We start from the raw sequence: 16,922 nt of genomic DNA on the forward strand, positions 1-16,922 counted from the left end.
CGGTCTCTTTCTGGACGGGGCCCAGGCCCCGTCCCTGGGCCCAGTTTAGAAACTGGGCCCGTGGTCATAAGGTGGGCCCGGGCGACGATGAAGGCGACGGATGCGCCATCCGTCGCCTTCACGCGTGTCACGAGTTGTGCGTGTTCGTACTTTCCGGGCCCGGGGGGCACGCGGCAGCTTAAGCTGTAGGGATGCGAGCGGCGGGATGGATGCGGGGGCGACCCCGGGCATCCGCTGTAGCCGGATCGGGCGCAACCGGCGCGAGCCCGAAGCCGCGGCTGAACCGGGACGTGATCGTGCTCGGCGTCATCGCATTCTTCGTGATGGTCGGGTTCGGGGTTGTGGTTCCGGTGCTTCCGGTCTACGTGCAGAGCTTCGGGGTCGGCAACCTCGAGGTCGGTGCGGTCGTCTCGGCGTTCGCGCTTATGCGTTTCGTGTTCAGCCCGGCCTGTGGCCGCCTGATCGACTGGGCGGGGGAGCGCAGCGTGCTGGCCATCGGCATCGGAATTGTCGCGCTCTCCAGTGGACTGGTCGGCGCGGCCGACAGCTACGTGCAACTCTTGCTGCTGCGCGGTGCGGGCGGCATCGGCTCGGCCATGTTCTCGGTGTCGGCCATGACACTGCTGCTGCGCACGGCTGAGCCGGGCCGGCGGGCCCGTGCGATCGGGTTCTATCAGGGCGGATTCCTGATCGGTGGCATGGCTGGCCCGGCGATCGGCAGCCTGCTCGCGACCATCTCCCTGACCGCACCGTTCTTCTTCTACGCTGGCACCCTCACCGTGGCGGGCCTGGTTGGGCTGTTCCTGCTGCGTTCCGGCGGGCGGGGCAGCGCGCTCGCCGCGGCCGACGCATCCGCTGTGCGCACGCCGTTTCGCACCGTGTTGCGCGACGAGCGCTTTCGCGCGGCCTGCATCGCCAACTTCGCCCAGGGCTGGACGTCCCTCGGGGTGCGCACGACGCTCATTCCGCTGTTTGTGGTGGTGGTGCTCGGCGGGACCAGCTCGTGGACCGGCATCGCTCTCGCGGCCGCGGCGGTGGCCCAGGCACTCGCGCTGGCGCCGGCCGCCCGGTTCGTCGATACGGTCGGGCGTAAACCGGCAATCATCGGGGCATTCACCGTGGCCGGGCTGGCGATCGTGGCCATCTCGTTCGCGCCGAACATCTGGGTGCTCGGTGTCCTGCTCTGCGTCTACGGGGTCGCCGCGGCGTTCATGGGCACCGCGCCGGCCGCAGCGGTGGGCGATGCTGCCGGCGCTCGCGGGGGACGCCCGGTGTCGGTGTTCTCCATGTGCGCGGATGCCGGTGCGATCGTCGGTCCGCTCGTCGCCGGCTTGCTGGTTGATACCCTCTCGTTCTCGGCCGGGTTCGCGGTGGGCGGGGTTTTCCTGGTCATTGCGGCGGCGTACGCGCTGCGGATGCCGTCGGAGCGCCTCGCCGTCGCGTAACAGCGGATGCGCGTGGCTGATTCAGGAAAGTCCGGCGCGGCCCACCGAGCTTCCGCAGGAGTCGGAGGCGTTCCCTGGCCAGCGAAACCGATTTCCTGAACTAGTCCCCGAAAACGCGCGCACGAATTCCGGCGGGCATGGGACGAGTGGGAATACCACAGCAGATACATGCGTTTGCATAAACAACGAACGATTGATCTGCCAAGGAGACTAGCCATGACCGTCCAGACCAGCGGACTGCACCACGTCACCGCGATTGCGGGCGACCCGCAGCGCAACATCGACTTCTACGTGACCGGACTGGGCCTGCGCCTCGTCAAACGAACCGTCAACTTCGACGACCCGGGCACGTATCACCTCTACTACGGCGATGACTCCGGCCGGCCCGGATCACTACTCACCTTCTTTCCGTGGGCCGGCATTCGCAGCGGACGCACCGGTGCCGGGCAGTCGACGACCACCGCGTTCTCGGTTCCGGCCGGCAGCCTCGGCTGGTGGAAAGCACACTTCGCCGCGCTCGGCGTGGAATCTGCGGTGACCGGACACTCCTCGCACGAGGAGCGCCTTTCGCTGCGCGACCCCGACGGCCTGCAGCTCGACCTTGTGGCATCGTCGACCGTGGATCCGCGCAATCCGTGGGATTCCGCATCCGTTCCCGCCGAATTTGCGGTGCGCGGCCAGCACTCCTCGGTGCTCACGGTGGCCGACCCGGCGAAGACCGTGCAGGTGCTCACGGCTGACCTCGGCATGCATGTCATCTCCGAATCGGATGGCCGCATCCGCGTCGGGGCCGGTGATGGTGCGGCCGGCAACCTCGTCGACGTGCTCGCCGACCCGGCCGGCGAGCCGGGACTGACCGCTGGCGGAACCGTGCACCACGTGGCGTTCCGGGTGCCCGACCGGGCCACCCAGGCCGAATGGCGCGAACAGCTCGTGGACAGCGGTTACGGTGTGACCGCCATTCTCGACCGGGACTACTTCACCTCGATCTACTTTCGCGAACCCGGCGGCGTATTATTCGAAATTGCCACGGACACCCCCGGCTTCGACATCGATGAGCCGCTGCTCGAACTCGGTCGGTCGCTTAAGCTTCCGCCGTGGCTCGAGCCGAGCCGTGAGGCCATCGAGAACGCGGTCGCGCCCGTCACGGTGCCCGCCGAGAACAACCCGGGGCTGGCGGATGCCGCGGCGCTGGCAGCCGCCGCGGCTCACGAATGAGTGACGTGACACCGGACTGGCCGCACCTGTTTCGGGCGGGTTCGCCCGACGCTCCGGTACTGCTCATGCTGCACGGAACCGGCGGCGACGAGCAGCAGATCAGTGGGCTCGCCGCCGCGCTCGACCCGACGGCCTCAGTGCTCGCCCCACGCGGACGCGCGGCAGAGAACGGCATGAATCGCTGGTTCCGTCGGCTGTCGGAAGGTGTCTTCGATACCGAAGATGTCGCCCGGCGAGCCGACGACCTAGCCGGATTCCTGGTCTGGGCCCGGGACTACTACGAGTTGGGCGACCGTTCGCTCGTTGCCGTCGGGTTCTCCAACGGCGCCAACATCGCCCTCGCCCTGGCCCTGCTGCATCCCGAGGTGGTGGCGCGGGTGATCGCTTTCTCGGGGATGCACCCGCTCGACGTGTCAGCGGATGCGAGCGAGGTGAAGCATGCGATCGGCGCGCGGGTCGCGGCGAGCGAGCTGGCGGCATCCGCTGTGCTGCTGCTGAATGGTCACAGCGACCCGATGGCACCGCTTGCCAGTGTGCAGAGCCTCGTGGAGGTTCTGGAAGCGCAGGGCGCGCGGGTGCAGCAGGAGCTGCGCGCCGGTGGCCACGGTATCGCCGAATCCGATGTCGCTGCTGCGGTCGCCTGGTTGGCCTAGCCGGCGAGGGTGCACCGCACGTGCCCGATTGACCCGTTCAGCATTGCTCTAGTGGGAGGGGTTAGCGAAGCTCTTTACGGCCGGAGATAATGCCGCTGGCCGTGGCGACGACGGCGAAGATTACGGTGATGATGGGCAGGCCCAGATCCCACCAGGCGAGCGCGGCCGAGCCGAAGATGGCGATCTCGATGACGGCCTTGCCGAATGGATCGAGGCGGAACACGGCCCGGGGCGAGCGGAACAGCGCCCAGACCAGGATGGCGAAGGCGGGAGTGGCGAGGCCGAACAGAATGCCGGGCCAGGGGAGGGGCCAGGCGACGAACCCCCAGATTCCGAGGCTGACGAAGGCGAAGAGTTCGAGCACGAACCGGAGCATGTCGTTGGGGCCGATTTTCGGCAGGTCGCGCGTATCTGTCACTAGTCAATCCTAGCGATGCGCTGTGGCCTCGCGTTCCGGGCGCACATTCTGGGCGCGCGTTCCGGACCCGCGCTGCGGACGGGGCCCAGGCCCGGACCCTGGGCCCAGTTTATAACCTGGGCCCGTGGACGGGGCCTGGGCCCCGTCCGCTACTTGAAGATGATCGTGCGGGCCCCGTCGAGCAGCACGCGGTTCTCGGCGAACCACTTGACCGCCTGAGTGAGGGTGCGGCTCTCCTCATCTTGTCCGATCGACACGAGCTCCGCCGGAGTGCGTGAGTGATCGACCCGCACCACGTTCTGCTCGATGATCGGACCCTCGTCGAGGTTGCCGGTCACAAAGTGCGCGGTCGCACCAATGAGCTTCACGCCGCGCGCGTGCGCCTGGCGGTAGGGGTTGGCCCCCTTGAACCCCGGCAGGAACGAGTGGTGAATGTTGATCGCCCGCCCGCCGAGCCGCGCGCACAGTTCCGGCGACAGAATCTGCATGTACCGGGCGAGCACGACGAGTTCGATGTCGAGGTCGTCGACCGCCTCGATGACGCGCGCTTCGAAGTCGGCCTTGCTGGCGGCATCCGTTATGGGCAGCGATTCGAACGGCACCCCGTAGAACCCCACGAGGTCGCGCAGCGTGCCGTGATTGCTGAGCACGAGCGGAATCTCCACCGGCAGCTGCCCGCCGCGCTGGCGAAACAGCAGATCGTTGACGCAATGACCGGCCGAGGAAGCGAGCACGAGCGTGCGCAGCGGACGCCCGACGACATCGATGATCGACGCCATCGCATAACGTTCGATTACCGGCGCGAGCGCCGCCTCGAGCTCGGGCCTGGTCGCCGGCGACTGCACCTGCAACCGCATGAAGAACCGTCCGGTGTCATCGCTGGAGAACTGCTGGCTCTCCGAGATATTGCCCTGCGCCAGCACGATCGCGCCGCTGACGGCGTGCACAATGCCGGGCTGGTCAGCACAGACCAGCGTGATTACCCAGTGGTGCGGGGTCGAAGAAGTCATTGGGCCAGAATACCCGGCGTGAGAGCGGATGCCGCGGCCCGCCCAGTTGCCGCCTCACCGGCTTTGGGTAGACTACCTGTTGGTCGCACTGAACAAGTCGGCCCCGGGCGCGCACGTCGGCGCGCAGTCGAGTGGCTTCGATCTCGGTGTGAATGGTCCCACCGGTCGTCCTCTTCGGCCCAGTTCGAATGCAGCCATGACCAACACCGCCAATATCTTTTTGCCCACCGGCTCGATCCCGGTCGCGCCGTCCGTTCGCTCAGACCGGGTTGAACCGCCGTTTCCCTGGGTCGGTTTGATGACCCTGTCTGCCGCCGTTTTTCTCTCGGTCACGAGTGAAATGCTGCCGACCGGGCTGCTCCCCGAGATGAGTCGCAGCCTGGGTGTCGCCCAATCGCAGATCGGGCTGCTGGTCTCCTGGTTCGCGTTCACGGTGGTGCTCACGAGCGCACCGGTCGCCATCTGGACCCGCCGCTTTCCGCGGCACGGGCTGATCATCGTCGTGCTCATCATCTTCGCGGTGAGCAATATTCTCACCGCCATCGCGCCGACCTACGAGTTCGTCGTCGCCGCGCGCGTGCTCGGCGGCGTCGCGCACGGACTGTTCTGGTCGGTGGTGGGTGCCTATGCCGGGCACCTCGTGCCGAAAGCGCAGATCGGTCGCGCCGTCTCGATCACGGTCGCCGGCGGCACGCTCGCGTTCGTGTTCGGGGTGCCGCTCGGCACCGCGGGCGGACACCTGCTCGGCTGGCGGCTCTCCTTCGTCGTGCTCGCCGGCCTGATGCTCGTGGGTGCGGTTCTGGTCTGGAAGTTTCTACCACCGGTCGCGCGGTATTCCACCGGCGCCGCGGCATCCGCTCACGCACCGAAAACCCGTCAGCCGCGCGACGCGACCGTGCCGGCCGTGGTGCTGATCTGTATCATCACCGGCATCACCATGATCGGCCACTACAGCTTTTACACCTACATCGCGCCGTTCCTGCTCGACGGGCTCAATATTGACCCCGAACTGCTGGCCCCGATGCTGTTCGCCTACGGTGTGGCCGGCGCGGTGGGACTACTGCTCGTCGGCACGGTCTTCGGCCCGCGCCCGAGCCTCGGCCTCATTCTCGGCCTCGCCGTGAGCGCCCTCAGCGTGAGCCTGCTCGCCGCGTTCACGGCGACCCTGCCGGTGGCGCTCATCGCATTCGTGCTCTGGGGCATGGCGTTCGGCATGCTCCCTCCGCTGATGCAGACCCGGATGCTGCACGCCGCGTCGCCGCGCATCCGCGATACCGCAAGCGCCTTCTACACCACCGCGTTCAACGCCGGCATCGGCGGTGGTGCACTGCTCGGTGCGGTGCTGATCGACAGCGTCGGGCTCGAGCGGGTGCCGTTGGTCTACGTGGGGCTGCTGGTCGTTGCCCTCGTGCTCGTGGTGGTCACTGACCTCATGACGCAGCGCGCCCAGGCGCGCCAGGCCGCATCCGCTTAGTCGCGCGAACGGTCGGAGAGCGGACGGTTGGCCACGACCGGCACGCGGCCGGTGAAGCCGTCGCGGGCTGCGGCGATCTCGAGAATGCGACCGCGGCAGGCGTACCAGCCGATCATCAGTCCCGGAACGATGAGCACGAGCGAGCTGATCGTGAGGGTGCCGACCGGCCAGTCGAACGCCATCAGCACGAGCACACCGGCCAGGAACACGAGCGTCAGATAGCCCGAGTACGGCGCCCACGGCATGCGGAACACCGGGCGCACCAGAATGCCGCGTTTGGCCCAGGCCTGCAACCTCAGCTGGCACAGCACGATCATGCCCCAGGCGCTCACGATGCCGATCGCCGCCATGTTCAGCACGATCTCGAAAGCTTCGTCAGGCACGATGGCGTTCAGGCCCACCCCGAGCAGGGTCACGACCCCGGTCAGCAGGATGCCGCCGAACGGCACTCCGTTGCGGCTGATCTTGCCCGCGAAACGCGGCGCTGAGCCGGCAAGCGACATCGATCGAAGTATGCGCCCGGTGGAATATAGACCGGCGTTCAGCGACGACAAGGCCGCGGTGAGAACGACGAGGTTCATGATCACGTCGACGCCGTCGATGCCGATCGTGCCGAAGAACGTGACGAACGGGCTTTCGCCGGCTTTATATGCCGTGTACGGCAACAACAGCGAGAGCAGCAGAATGGACCCCACGTAGAACACCGCAATGCGAATGATGACCGTGTTGATGGCCTTCGGCATGACCTTCTCGGGGTTCTTCGTCTCCCCGGCCGTCGTTCCGACCAGCTCGATCGAGGCATACGCGAACACAACGCCCTGCACCACCAGAACGGATGCGATCAGCCCGTTGGGCAGCCAGCCCCCGTTTTCGCCGATCAGCGCAAAACCGGCGGTGGCCCCGTCGAGCGGCGTGCCGAAGATGACCATCCAGGTTCCGACGATCAGGAATGCCACGATGGCGAGCACCTTGATCAGGGCGAACCAGAATTCCATCTCACCGAACACCTTGACCGAGAGCAGGTTGAGCGAGAGCACCAGGGCGAGTGCGGCGAGGGCGTACAGCCACTGCGGCACCTCGCCGAACGGCGCCCAGTAGGTGGCGAAGAAATTCATGTACAGCGCCACCGCGGTCACGTCGACGATCGCCGTCATGGCCCAGTTGAGCCAGTACAGCCAACCGGTGACGAAAGCAGTCTTCTCGCCGAAGAATTCGCGCGCGTACGACACGAAGGAGCCGGAGCTCGGGCGGTGCAGCACCAGTTCGCCGAGCGCCCGCAGGATGAGGAAGGCGAAGAAACCGCAGATCGCGTAGACGAACACCAGGGCGGGACCGGCGCTGGCGAGGCGTCCGCCGGCACCGAGGAACAGGCCGGTGCCGATCGCACCGCCGATCGCGATCATCTGCACGTGGCGAGACTTGAGTCCCTTGTGCAGGGCGTCATCCTCGTGCACGCTCAGGGCGTCTTCGATGTGCTCGAACGGGGTTTCTTCGGGCGGAATCGCGTGGTCGTGGTGACCGTGCGGTTCCGACGACGAATCGCCCGACGCGGGCATGGATGAGGGCTGCTGGCCGCGGGTGGGGCTCAAAACGGTACTCGATTTCGCTGGCCGGTCACGCAGAAGGCTTCGTGTGAGAAACGATTCGAGTGGCGCGGGAAGTGGCCGGAAACTGCACGCACGCGCGCTTCTGGCGGTGTGCGGCGTCGGCCGGGGGATAGCGCAACCCTACTCTGCGGCCCCGAGCCCTGCGCTGAGCGCGTTGCCAGAACCCCCGGCGGGGGGCCGCCTGTAGGCGGGTAGACTAGACCTTCATACCCCGACCTGACAAGCCTGGAGGCCGCATGGTTCTTTTCCTCCTCGCGTTTGTCGTTCTTTCGGTGCTCACGCCTTGGCTTACCCGGCGTCTCGGCACCCGCGTCTTCTATCTGATCGCCCTGCTGCCGGCCGGGGCCTTCGCGTACACGCTCACCCAGACCGCCACGGTCACCGCCGGCGGGGCCGTGACCCAGTCGATCCCGTGGATTCCGCAGCTCGGTATCAGCCTGTCTTTTCGGGTCGACACGCTGGCCTGGCTGCTCGCCCTCGTCGTGACGGGCATCGGCGCCCTGGTTCTCGTGTACTGCGCCCGCTACTTCACCGATGATGAGCCCAGCCTCGGCCGGTTCGCCGCGCTGCTGCTCGCCTTTGCCGGCACCATGTACGGCCTCGTCACCGCGGACGACCTGGTGATCATGTTCATGTTTTGGGAGATCACGAGCGTGCTCTCCTATCTGCTGATCGGGCATTACACGCATAAACGCGAGAGCCGCGGCGCCGCCCTGCAGGCGCTGATCGTGACGACCTTCGGCGGGCTGGTCATGCTGGTCGGTGTTGTGATGATCTCGGTCGCCTCCGGCACTACGAGCCTCGCCTATATCGTGGCCAACCCGGTGACGGGCACCATGGGCACCTGGGCCGTGCTGCTGATCCTGGTCGGTGCGCTTTCCAAGAGTGCGCTGGTGCCGTTCCACTTCTGGCTGCCGGCCGCGATGGCCGCGCCGACCCCGGTGAGCGCGTACCTGCATGCCGCCGCCATGGTCAAGGCCGGCATCTACATCGTCGCCCGGCTCGCCCCTGGCTACGCCGACAGCGACGGCTGGCTGCCGGTGCTCGTCACCCTCGGCGTCTGGACCATGGTCGTCGGCGCCTGGCGGGCCCTGCGCCAGTACGACCTCAAACTTCTGCTCGCCTACGGCACGGTCAGCCAGCTTGGCTTTCTCATGATCGCGATCGGCTTCAATACCCGCGACACCGCCCTCGCCGGCGCCGCTCTGCTGCTCGCTCACGCCCTCTACAAGGCCACGTTGTTCCTCGTCGTCGGCGTGATCGACCACCGGGCCGGCACCCGCGACTGGCGGAAGCTCAGCGGCGTCGGTCGCACAGCTCCCGGCCTCGCCGTCATCGCGCTCATCGCTGTCGCGTCGATGGCCGGCCTGCCGCCGTTGTTCGGCTTCGTCGCCAAGGAGGCTGTGTTCACCTCCCTGCTCGACGCCGGCGTCGGCGGGTCCGGCTGGGGCTACGCGGCGCTCATCGGCACGGCCGTCGGGTCCGTGTTGACGGTGGCATACAGCATCCGTTTCTTCTGGGGGGCCTTCGGCAGGCGCAAGGAACAGCCCCAGACCGTGCTGCACGCGAGCCCCTGGGACACCCTGCTCGCGCCCGGGGTGCTCACCGTCGCGACCATTGGTCTTGGTCTGTTCGCCTCCATGCTCGATCCGCTGCTCGCGCCCTATGCCGACACCGTTCCGGGCGCCGGCAGCGTCACCGAACCGCCGTACCATCTCGCGCTGTGGCACGGGCTCGAGCCGGCCCTCTACCTGAGTGCGGCCGTGCTGCTGCTCGGCGCGCTGCTGTTTCGAGCCCGCCGCGGCGTGTCGAAACTGCAGGCGAGGGTTCCCGACTACATCGACGCCGGCCGCGGTTACGGCAAGGCCATCCGCGCCGTCGACCGCATCGCGGCCCGCGTCACCCACTTCGCGCAGCAGGGCGGACTCCCGCAGTACCTCGGCACCATCCTTACCGTCTTCGTGCTGGCCCTCGGTTTTGCGGCCTTCGTCAACCGCACCTGGCCGGACGCGATCGTGCTGTGGGACTACCCAGGTCAGGTACTGATTGCCCTGATTATGGGAATCTGCGCGGTGATGGCGGCCAGGGTCGGGCAGCGGATGACCGCCGTGATTCTTGCAGGCGTCACCGGTTACGGCCTGGTCGCCCTGTTCGCTTTTCACGGGGCACCAGACCTCGCCCTCACTCAGGCCCTAGTCGAGTCGATCACCCTGGTGATCTTCGTGCTCGTGCTGCGCCGACTGCCCGCGAACATCGCCCAGCACAACAAACCGGTGCGCCGCAAGCGTCGCCTGCTGATCGGCAGCCTGGTCGGCCTGGTCATGGGCACCATTGGGTTCATCGCGCTCGGGGCGCGGGACTTCGCGAGTATCGCCGGCGCACTGCCCCGATTGTCGGTCGACGACGGGCACGGCGACAACATCGTCAACGTGATGCTCGTGGACATTCGCGCCTGGGACACCATGGGTGAGGTCTCGGTGCTCATCGTCGTGGCCACGGGCGTTGCGAGCCTGCTGTTCGTGTCGGGCCGCAACTCGGTCGTGCCCAGGTTGAAGGAATCCCGCAGCCTGCGCTCGGTGGCGAACCGTCGTCGCGTCGTCGCCGACCCCGAGCTATCGAGTGAGGGCCACGCCGTCACCCGGCAGGCTTTTCTCCTCGCCGGGCGTAAAAACGACCCAAGCAGCCGGTCGATTCTCATTGAAGTGCTCGTGCGGTTGCTCTTCCACCCCGCGATGATCGTGTCGATCTACCTGCTGTTCGCCGGTCACAACCTGCCCGGCGGAGGGTTCGCTGGCGGACTGCTGGCCGGCCTGGCCTTGGTGGCCCGGTATCTGGCCGGCGGACGCTACGAGCTCAGCGAAGCGGCGCCGATCGATCCAGGCAAAATCCTGGGTCTGGGAGTGATTCTCGCCGTGGGAATGGCCGTCGTCTCGCTGTTCTTCGACGGGATCCCGCTCGAATCGGCCTACTTCACGGCGTCCGTGCCCGTGCTCGGTGACCTGTCGTTTGGTACCTCTACCATCTTCGATATCGGCGTGTATCTCGTTGTCATCGGGCTGACCTATGACATTCTGCGCAGCCTCGGCAGCGAAATCGACCGGCAGAGCGAAAATGACGAGGTCGGGCCGCGACCGGCCCCGGCGACCGACGCCGAACCTCCCACCGACACGGCTGCCGGCGTGAGCATCAGCCCCGTGAACGATTCCTCGAACGGAGGAGCATCCCAATGAGCGCCTCCCTCACCCTCGTCATTGTGATGGCCGTCATGTACGCGGCCGGCGTCTATGTGATGCTCGAACGCAGCCTCACCCGGGTACTGATCGGCTTCCTACTCGTCGGCAACGCCACCAACCTGCTCATCTTCATCATGAGCGGCCGGCCCGGAAGCTCGCCGATCGTCACCGGCTCGAGCGTCGCCGACATGGTCGACCCGATTCCGCAGGTGCTCATGCTCACCGCGATCGTGATCAACTTCGGCATCACCGCGCTGTTGCTCGCCCTGATCTATCGCTCGTGGTGGCTGGCCCAGCTCGGCGATGAGGGCGACACCCTCACCGACGAGCACGCCACCGAGAGTGCCGACGAAGCCGACGCCACCTTCCGCTCCTCCTCCGATGATGACGACGCGGTCGCCGAGTCGATCGATGACTTCGAGCGCGGCGACGGCGCCACGAGCGATGAAGACACCGTCTCCAGCAAAGCGGATGCGGCCGGCAGCGCCGGCGCATCCGCTCGCGCTGCGTCGAAAAAGCCCGAGGGAGATGCGCGATGACCGCCCTCGTACCCCTCATCGTCTGCCTGCCGCTGCTCGGTGCCGCCGTCGCGCTGATGCTCGGCCAGCGTCGTCGCCTGCAGGTGCTGGTGAGCGTGCTGAGCCTCGCCGCCGCCACGGTGATGAGCGCAGTGCTGCTTGCGCTGGTCGACCGGTTTGGAACCGTCGTGGTGCAGGTCGGGGGCTGGGAAGCGCCGTGGGGCATCGTGCTCGTCGTCGACCGACTCTCGGCGCTCATGCTGCTCATCTCGGCGCTCATGCTGCTCGGCGTGCTGCTGTTCGCGGTGGGCCAGGGCATCGTCGACGGTGACACCGAGACTCCAGTCTCGATCTTTCACCCCACGTATCTCGTGTTGGCCGCCGGCTTGTTCAACGCCTTCGTTGCCGGTGACCTGTTCACCATGTATGTCGGTTTCGAGATGCTGCTGTCGGCGAGCTACGTGCTTCTCACCCTCGGCGGTACCGGCGCGCGCATTCGCGTGGGCATCACCTACATCGTCGTGAGCCTGGTCTCGTCGCTGCTGTTTCTCAGCGCGATCGCCCTCATCTACGGGGCCACCGGCACGGTCACCCTCGCCCTCATCGCCGAGCGGATGCCCGACCTCCCCGCCGACATTCAGCTGATCCTCGGGCTGCTGCTGCTCATCGCCTTCGGGGTGAAAGCCGCCGTGTTCCCGATGTCGTTCTGGCTGCCGGACTCCTACCCGACCGCCCCGGCGCCGGTCACCGCGGTGTTCGCCGGGCTGCTCACCAAGGTCGGTGTCTACGCGATCCTGCGCACCCAGACCCTGTTCTTTCCAGACAATCAGTTCTCGATGCCACTCATGATCGTGGCGGGGCTGACCCTGCTGGTCGGCATTCTGGGAGCGCTCGCCCAGGCCGACATCAAACGGCTGCTCTCATTCACCCTGGTCAGCCACATCGGCTACATGCTCTTCGGCATCGCCATCGGCACCCCACTCGCCATTGCCGCGACCATCTTCTACGTCGTGCACCACATCACCGTGCAGACCACCCTGTTTCTCGCGGCGGGCCTGATCGACCGGGTCGGCGGCACCACCTCGCTGTCGCGGCTCGGCGGACTGCTGAAATCGTCACCGCTCGTGGCCATTTTGTTCTTTCTGGGCGCGCTCAACCTCGGTGGGATCCCGCCGTTCTCCGGCTTTCTCGGCAAGATCGCCCTGTTTCAGGCCGGCACGATCGTGGGCGACCCGATCATCTACGTGCTGATCGGCGTGGGCGCACTGACCTCGCTGCTCACCCTCTACGCCCTGGCCCGGGCCTGGAACATGGCGTTCTGGCGGCCGAAGAAACAAGTGAAGGACTACACCTCGTCGATGTCGGCGTCGCTCGTGGAAGACCCGCAGGACGAGGGCATCGTGCTGAAGAAGACGGTTTCCCCGCTCATGGTCGGTGCGACCACGTCCATGCTCGTGCTGGCCCTCGGCCTGACCGTGTTCGCCGGTCCGATCTTCGACCTCGCCACCCGGGCCGCCGCCAACATCAGCTCGCCGTCGACCTACATCGATGCCGTGTTCCCGAACGGAACCGGGTCGATCGCCGACAGTAATGTGGGCACCAACTTCGAGGGCGGCGCCAAGTGACCACTCCGCGCGAGCGCCTCGAAGCCGTCGGCAATCAAATTCCGCCGCTGATCGCCCTGATCGTGCTGTGGATGCTGCTCTGGGGCGAGTTCTCCTGGCTCAACCTGCTGGTCGGGCTCGTCGTGGGAATCGTCGTGACCGTGGCGTTTTATTTGGTGCCGGTGCAGCTGAGCGGGCGCGTGCATCCGCTGCACACCGTGGTGTTCTTCGTGCGGCTCATCGTGGACATCGTGCGGGCGTCGGTCGACGTGTCCTGGCTCGCGGTCAAGCCCCGGCTGGTCACGTCGAACGCGATCCTGGAGATACGGCTGCGCACGCGCAGCGACCTAATTCTCACCTGGACGGCGGTGGCCACCTCGATCGTGCCCGGCTCGATCGTCGTCGACATCGACCGGGAATCGTCCATCCTGTACCTGCACGTGCTGAATATGCAGAGCGCCAGCGATATCGAGCAGTTTCGGCGGCGCGTACTCGACACCGAACGGCGCATCGTGCGCGGGTTCGGCTCGCACGAAGACGTCGAGCGGATGCGCGGGGTGCTGCCCGCAAACCGGCTCAGTGCTCGTCGATCAGGAAAGGAATTGTCATGATGTTGCAGATTGTGGCCGTGGTCGCGTCGGTCATGTTCGCGGTCGGGGCGCTCCTGTCGGTGTACCGCATCGTCATTGGACCGAGCGTGCTCGACCGGGTCATCGCCTCCGACGTGCTCGTGGCGACCATCATCTGCGCCCTCGGCGCCGAGATGGCCCTGAACCGGCACACCGACACCCTGCCGGTGCTGCTCGTGCTGGCGCTGTTCGCGGTGCTCGGTTCGCTCAGCGTCGCCCGCTTTCTGCCCGGTCGGGACAACGCATGAGCGCCGTTCTGCACGATGTGCTGACCGCAATTCTCGTGCTAGCCGGCGCGACCATGTGCCTGGCCGCCGGAATCGGGCTCATCCGTTTTCCCGACGTACTGTCGCGACTGCACGCCGCGACCAAGCCGCAGATTTTCGGGCTCATGGCGGTGACAGCGGATGTCGCGATCAACAATTTCTCGGTCGGAACCGTGACTCTCGTGGTCGCGATTGTGGTCTTCCAAGCCCTGACCGCGCCGATGGCCGCGCACCTGGTGGGCCGGGCCGCGTACGAGACCGAGCACCTGCGGCCGGACCTGCTCATTGTCGACGAGCTGAAGGACCGCCGGGCCGACCGCTGACCCGCCGACCGCTGACCCGTCGACCGCTGACCCGTCGACCGCTGACCCGTCGACCGGTGCGCCGCCGACCGCTGACCCGTCGACCGGTGCGCCGCACGGGTGTTTGTCGGGTCGCGCGTCGGTGCTCTTTTTGCGGTCGGGGCCTGGGCCCCGTCCCTGGGCCCAGTTTATAAACTGGGCCCGCGGTCATAAGGTGGGCCCAAGACGAGATCGCCATCGTCCAATGTGACGTTGCGTGTGTGGCCCTGACATGTCGCTGGTCGAGCTCGCCGAGACCGGCATCGTCCAACGCGACCCGGCTTGCGGTGGCGCACGGGCAACGTTCTACCGCGGCGGCTAGAGCAGCATGGGCTCCTGCAAGAGGGGCACCTGCAGGAGGGGGTTCTTGCTGGGCAGCGCGATCAGCGTTTGCTCGGGGTCGATCTCGACCGGGGGGTGCAGCCAGTACAAGCCTCCCAAGAGAAGGATCTTCCAGTGCTTGTTGTGGAGCAGCAGGTGGTGGTGGGCGCAGAGCAGGATGGCGTGGTCGATGTTAGAAAGTCCGAGGTCAGCCCAGTTTTCGACGTGATGCGCTTCCGACCAGGACGGTGGTCGATCGCAGCCGGGCCAGCGGCATCCGCCGGCGCGGGCGGCGAGGGCTCGGCGTTGGTCCCGGTTGAACAGGCGTTCGTCGCGTCCGACGTTGAGGGGCTGGCCGTCCTGGCTGAACAGGATGCCGAGGTAACCGGCGTCGCACAGATGTCGGTCGATCGTCTCTTTCGATACGGGGGGCCGGGCTTCCCTCAAAGTACCCAAAGGGCCCGGTGGTGCTGGTGGCCTTAGCCGCGCGCGTGTTCTTCGTGGTCTGGGTGGCGCCCGTGGTTTCAGCCGGCGTCGCGGGCGGGGCATCCGCGGTACCGACCGTACCGGTCGGCGCCGGAGTACCGGTGGTGGGGCGGTCGCGTTCAGCGACGATGATCTGCACGACGGGGCGGAGGCCGCCGAACAGGGTGCTGGGGTCGGCGTCGGCGCCGAGCTTGAGCAGTTGGGTGAAGCTGTCGGCGGCGATCTGGTCGACGGTGCGCGGGTCGTCTTTCACGCTTTGCACCCACGCGGCCCGGTCCGGGTCGACGAATCGCACCCCGCCCCGGCGCGGGCTGGTCAGGGCGTCGTAGGTGGCGATCCACAGTTCGCCTTGCTCGGGCGGCAGCAGCGCGTGCAGGGTGACCACGCCGTCGGCGCGCCGCCAGAGCGACCAGGTGGTGTCGTCGCGGGCTTGCTTCTCCCGTGCCAGGATGCTCGCCGCGTCGAGCTCGTCGCGCAGCCGTCTGGCGCGCTTGTAGGCCTGCTCGGTGTTCATCCCCGGAGCCTCGACCAGCAGCAGCTGCAGGGCGGCGGCGAGCTTCTCGGCCGTGATCGATTGGTCGAGGGTGCCCAGGCCCCGCAGCAGGGCGTCGCCGACGCCGGGCGAGAAGATACCGTCGGCGACGGCGTGCATGATCGGCGCCTGCCACGGCACCACCACTGGCGGGATGACCGGCATAACCGGAGGCACGGATGTGACGGAGACTACAGGGGCGATGGTGACAACCGGAACGGGGCAGGGCGGAGCAGCGGGCAGCGGCAGGTCGGGGTGGAGCTCTGCCCGCGCGGCGGCCCGATCGGTCTCCCGCGCCTCCCACTAAGCGGCTTCCCACTTGGCCTGTTGTGCCTCCGCTGCCGCGTCCACAGCGGCGGCCGCGGCAGCCTCTGCCATAACCTGTGCCGCGGCCTCCGCGGCCTCCGCGGCTGCCTGCGCGGCCTGCGCCGCTTCGCGGGCTGCCGCGGCGTCCCGCTCGGCCGTCTCCGTCTCGCTCATCAGCACGCCGACGGCGACCAGCCGTCCCGCTTCGATGCGGCTGAGACCGGTGGCGTGCTGCACCATCAACGTCGGGTTGCCGAACCCCGGCCGTGCTGCCAAACCGGACTGTCCTAGCTGCGGCCGGGACCGTTCCGCGTTCGTACCCGCCAGCAGGGCGGCCGCCGTGTTCGTCAGCCGCAACAACGCCGCAATCGGCACGCGCGCGGCGAGCACCTCTGTATCGGACAGTCCGGCGAATTCAGCGCTGGACCCACCGAGAGCGGCGACAGCATTCGCCGCCCGAGTGAGCTCCATCGCCAGGTTGTTCATGCTTCAACTCAACACCCAACCACCGACACGAGAAAATGTCACTTATAAAAGCACAACACCGGCAAAACCGGCAAAGAAAACCCAAAGAAATGTTTCGACAAGTCGATGAGTCTTCGGCGATCTCTCGTTCTTCGACGCTGACCGGAACGATCGTTGTGGCCCAGCGCACGTTGGTGTTGCCCCGTCCCGTGGGGTTTGCACGGTCGAAACGCGATGCCCGGCGACCCGAGGTTCGGGTTTCGCTTTGCCCATAGCCTGATTTGGACCTCCGCACCAGCCTGTGGAAACACTCGGCAGGATTGTAGTAACCCGTCTACTCTGACCCCATGCGAAACCCCTCGCGTCACCAAACGCTGCACAACGCCGTGCTCAGCG

At 66.9% G+C, this 16,922-nt stretch carries 16 protein-coding genes; 10 read left to right on the plus strand and 6 right to left on the minus strand.

Annotated features, from left to right (window positions below):
• The first annotated feature begins 209 nt into the window (after positions 1-209).
• From CXY77_RS10900 to CXY77_RS10910, 3 genes are all read left to right on the plus strand, one after another.
• Complete coding sequence (locus CXY77_RS10900) at positions 210-1,445, plus strand: MFS transporter (protein ID WP_104130062.1); 1,236 nt, start codon at positions 210-212, stop codon at positions 1,443-1,445.
• Between the two features lie 216 nt (positions 1,446-1,661).
• Positions 1,662-2,663, plus strand: a complete 1,002-nt coding sequence (locus CXY77_RS10905; protein ID WP_104089552.1) for a ring-cleaving dioxygenase — start codon at positions 1,662-1,664, stop codon at positions 2,661-2,663.
• Positions 2,660-3,316, plus strand: coding sequence for an alpha/beta hydrolase (locus tag CXY77_RS10910; RefSeq protein WP_104089554.1), 657 nt, complete (start codon positions 2,660-2,662; stop codon positions 3,314-3,316). The genes CXY77_RS10905 and CXY77_RS10910 overlap by 4 nt, the downstream gene beginning before the upstream one ends.
• 61 nt (positions 3,317-3,377) lie before the next feature.
• Here the strand turns inward: CXY77_RS10910 and CXY77_RS10915 are convergent, their stop codons facing one another.
• Both CXY77_RS10915 and purU read right to left on the minus strand, forming a co-directional pair.
• Entirely contained in the window at positions 3,378-3,734 is a 357-nt protein-coding gene (locus CXY77_RS10915; RefSeq protein WP_233197351.1) for a YrdB family protein, read from the minus strand.
• 149 nt (positions 3,735-3,883) lie between these two features.
• The gene (gene purU / locus CXY77_RS10920; protein WP_104089555.1) at positions 3,884-4,744 is read right to left on the minus strand and encodes a formyltetrahydrofolate deformylase; all 861 of its coding nucleotides are present in this window, start codon (positions 4,742-4,744) and stop codon (positions 3,884-3,886) included.
• Positions 4,745-4,940: 196 nt separating this feature from the next.
• On the opposite strand from purU, the gene CXY77_RS10925 reads away from it, so the two are divergent.
• Entirely contained in the window at positions 4,941-6,218 is a 1,278-nt protein-coding gene (locus CXY77_RS10925; RefSeq protein WP_092339511.1) for an MFS transporter, read from the plus strand.
• Here the strand turns inward: CXY77_RS10925 and CXY77_RS10930 are convergent.
• Entirely contained in the window at positions 6,215-7,774 is a 1,560-nt protein-coding gene (locus CXY77_RS10930; RefSeq protein ID WP_092339510.1) for an amino acid permease, read from the minus strand. The genes CXY77_RS10925 and CXY77_RS10930 overlap by 4 nt on opposite strands.
• Before the next feature lie 287 nt (positions 7,775-8,061).
• Between CXY77_RS10930 and CXY77_RS10935 the strand changes: the two genes are divergently transcribed.
• Genes CXY77_RS10935 through mnhG form a run of 6 tightly spaced genes read left to right on the plus strand, consistent with a single transcriptional unit; the run spans position 8,062 to position 14,398 of the window.
• The gene (locus tag CXY77_RS10935; protein ID WP_104130063.1) at positions 8,062-11,055 is read left to right on the plus strand and encodes a Na+/H+ antiporter subunit A; all 2,994 of its coding nucleotides are present in this window, start codon (positions 8,062-8,064) and stop codon (positions 11,053-11,055) included.
• The gene (locus CXY77_RS10940; RefSeq protein ID WP_092339278.1) at positions 11,052-11,597 is read left to right on the plus strand and encodes a sodium:proton antiporter; all 546 of its coding nucleotides are present in this window, start codon (positions 11,052-11,054) and stop codon (positions 11,595-11,597) included. Before CXY77_RS10935 ends, CXY77_RS10940 begins: the two co-directional genes overlap by 4 nt.
• On the plus strand, positions 11,594-13,201 hold the full coding sequence (locus tag CXY77_RS10945; RefSeq protein ID WP_104089558.1) for a Na+/H+ antiporter subunit D: 1,608 nt from the start codon (positions 11,594-11,596) through the stop codon (positions 13,199-13,201). Before CXY77_RS10940 ends, CXY77_RS10945 begins: the two co-directional genes overlap by 4 nt.
• Complete coding sequence (locus tag CXY77_RS10950) at positions 13,198-13,791, plus strand: Na+/H+ antiporter subunit E (protein ID WP_104089559.1); 594 nt, start codon at positions 13,198-13,200, stop codon at positions 13,789-13,791. Before CXY77_RS10945 ends, CXY77_RS10950 begins: the two co-directional genes overlap by 4 nt.
• Entirely contained in the window at positions 13,788-14,057 is a 270-nt protein-coding gene (locus CXY77_RS10955; protein ID WP_338061543.1) for a monovalent cation/H+ antiporter complex subunit F, read from the plus strand. The genes CXY77_RS10950 and CXY77_RS10955 overlap by 4 nt, the downstream gene beginning before the upstream one ends.
• Positions 14,054-14,398 (plus strand): monovalent cation/H(+) antiporter subunit G, encoded by a 345-nt coding sequence (mnhG, locus tag CXY77_RS10960; protein WP_092339272.1) that lies wholly within the window; start codon positions 14,054-14,056, stop codon positions 14,396-14,398. Before CXY77_RS10955 ends, mnhG begins: the two co-directional genes overlap by 4 nt.
• Positions 14,399-14,734: 336 nt before the next feature.
• On the opposite strand, the gene CXY77_RS20860 is transcribed toward mnhG, so the two are convergent.
• The 3 genes from CXY77_RS20860 to CXY77_RS10970 form a co-directional block, all read right to left on the minus strand.
• A complete protein-coding gene (locus tag CXY77_RS20860; protein WP_255410018.1) occupies positions 14,735-14,857 on the minus strand; it encodes a hypothetical protein in 123 nt (40 codons plus the stop codon).
• Between the two features lie 88 nt (positions 14,858-14,945).
• Complete coding sequence (locus CXY77_RS10965) at positions 14,946-15,920, minus strand: DUF222 domain-containing protein (RefSeq protein ID WP_104130064.1); 975 nt, start codon at positions 15,918-15,920, stop codon at positions 14,946-14,948.
• A gap of 138 nt (positions 15,921-16,058) precedes the next feature.
• A complete protein-coding gene (locus CXY77_RS10970; RefSeq protein ID WP_104130065.1) occupies positions 16,059-16,547 on the minus strand; it encodes a hypothetical protein in 489 nt (162 codons plus the stop codon).
• Between the last annotated feature and the right edge of the window lie 375 nt (positions 16,548-16,922).

It is taken from the genome of Cryobacterium sp. N21, from assembly GCF_002929575.1.
GTDB classification, from domain to species: Bacteria; Actinomycetota; Actinomycetes; order Actinomycetales; family Microbacteriaceae; genus Cryobacterium; species Cryobacterium flavum.

Coding starts and splice junctions, on each gene's coding strand:
- CXY77_RS10905 (WP_104089552.1), top strand. CDS start 1,662: ATGACCGTCCAGACCAGCGGACTGCACCACGTCACCGCGATTGCGGGC.
- CXY77_RS10935 (WP_104130063.1), top strand. CDS start 8,062: ATGGTTCTTTTCCTCCTCGCGTTTGTCGTTCTTTCGGTGCTCACGCCT.
- CXY77_RS10910 (WP_104089554.1), top strand. CDS start 2,660: ATGAGTGACGTGACACCGGACTGGCCGCACCTGTTTCGGGCGGGTTCG.
- CXY77_RS10900 (WP_104130062.1), top strand. CDS start 210: ATGCGGGGGCGACCCCGGGCATCCGCTGTAGCCGGATCGGGCGCAACC.
- mnhG (WP_092339272.1), top strand. CDS start 14,054: ATGAGCGCCGTTCTGCACGATGTGCTGACCGCAATTCTCGTGCTAGCC.
- CXY77_RS10930 (WP_092339510.1), bottom strand. CDS start 7,774: ATGCCCGCGTCGGGCGATTCGTCGTCGGAACCGCACGGTCACCACGAC.
- CXY77_RS10965 (WP_104130064.1), bottom strand. CDS start 15,920: ATGCCGGTCATCCCGCCAGTGGTGGTGCCGTGGCAGGCGCCGATCATG.
- CXY77_RS10945 (WP_104089558.1), top strand. CDS start 11,594: ATGACCGCCCTCGTACCCCTCATCGTCTGCCTGCCGCTGCTCGGTGCC.
- CXY77_RS10940 (WP_092339278.1), top strand. CDS start 11,052: ATGAGCGCCTCCCTCACCCTCGTCATTGTGATGGCCGTCATGTACGCG.
- CXY77_RS10925 (WP_092339511.1), top strand. CDS start 4,941: ATGACCAACACCGCCAATATCTTTTTGCCCACCGGCTCGATCCCGGTC.
- CXY77_RS10955 (WP_338061543.1), top strand. CDS start 13,788: ATGATGTTGCAGATTGTGGCCGTGGTCGCGTCGGTCATGTTCGCGGTC.
- purU (WP_104089555.1), bottom strand. CDS start 4,744: ATGACTTCTTCGACCCCGCACCACTGGGTAATCACGCTGGTCTGTGCT.
- CXY77_RS10970 (WP_104130065.1), bottom strand. CDS start 16,547: ATGAACAACCTGGCGATGGAGCTCACTCGGGCGGCGAATGCTGTCGCC.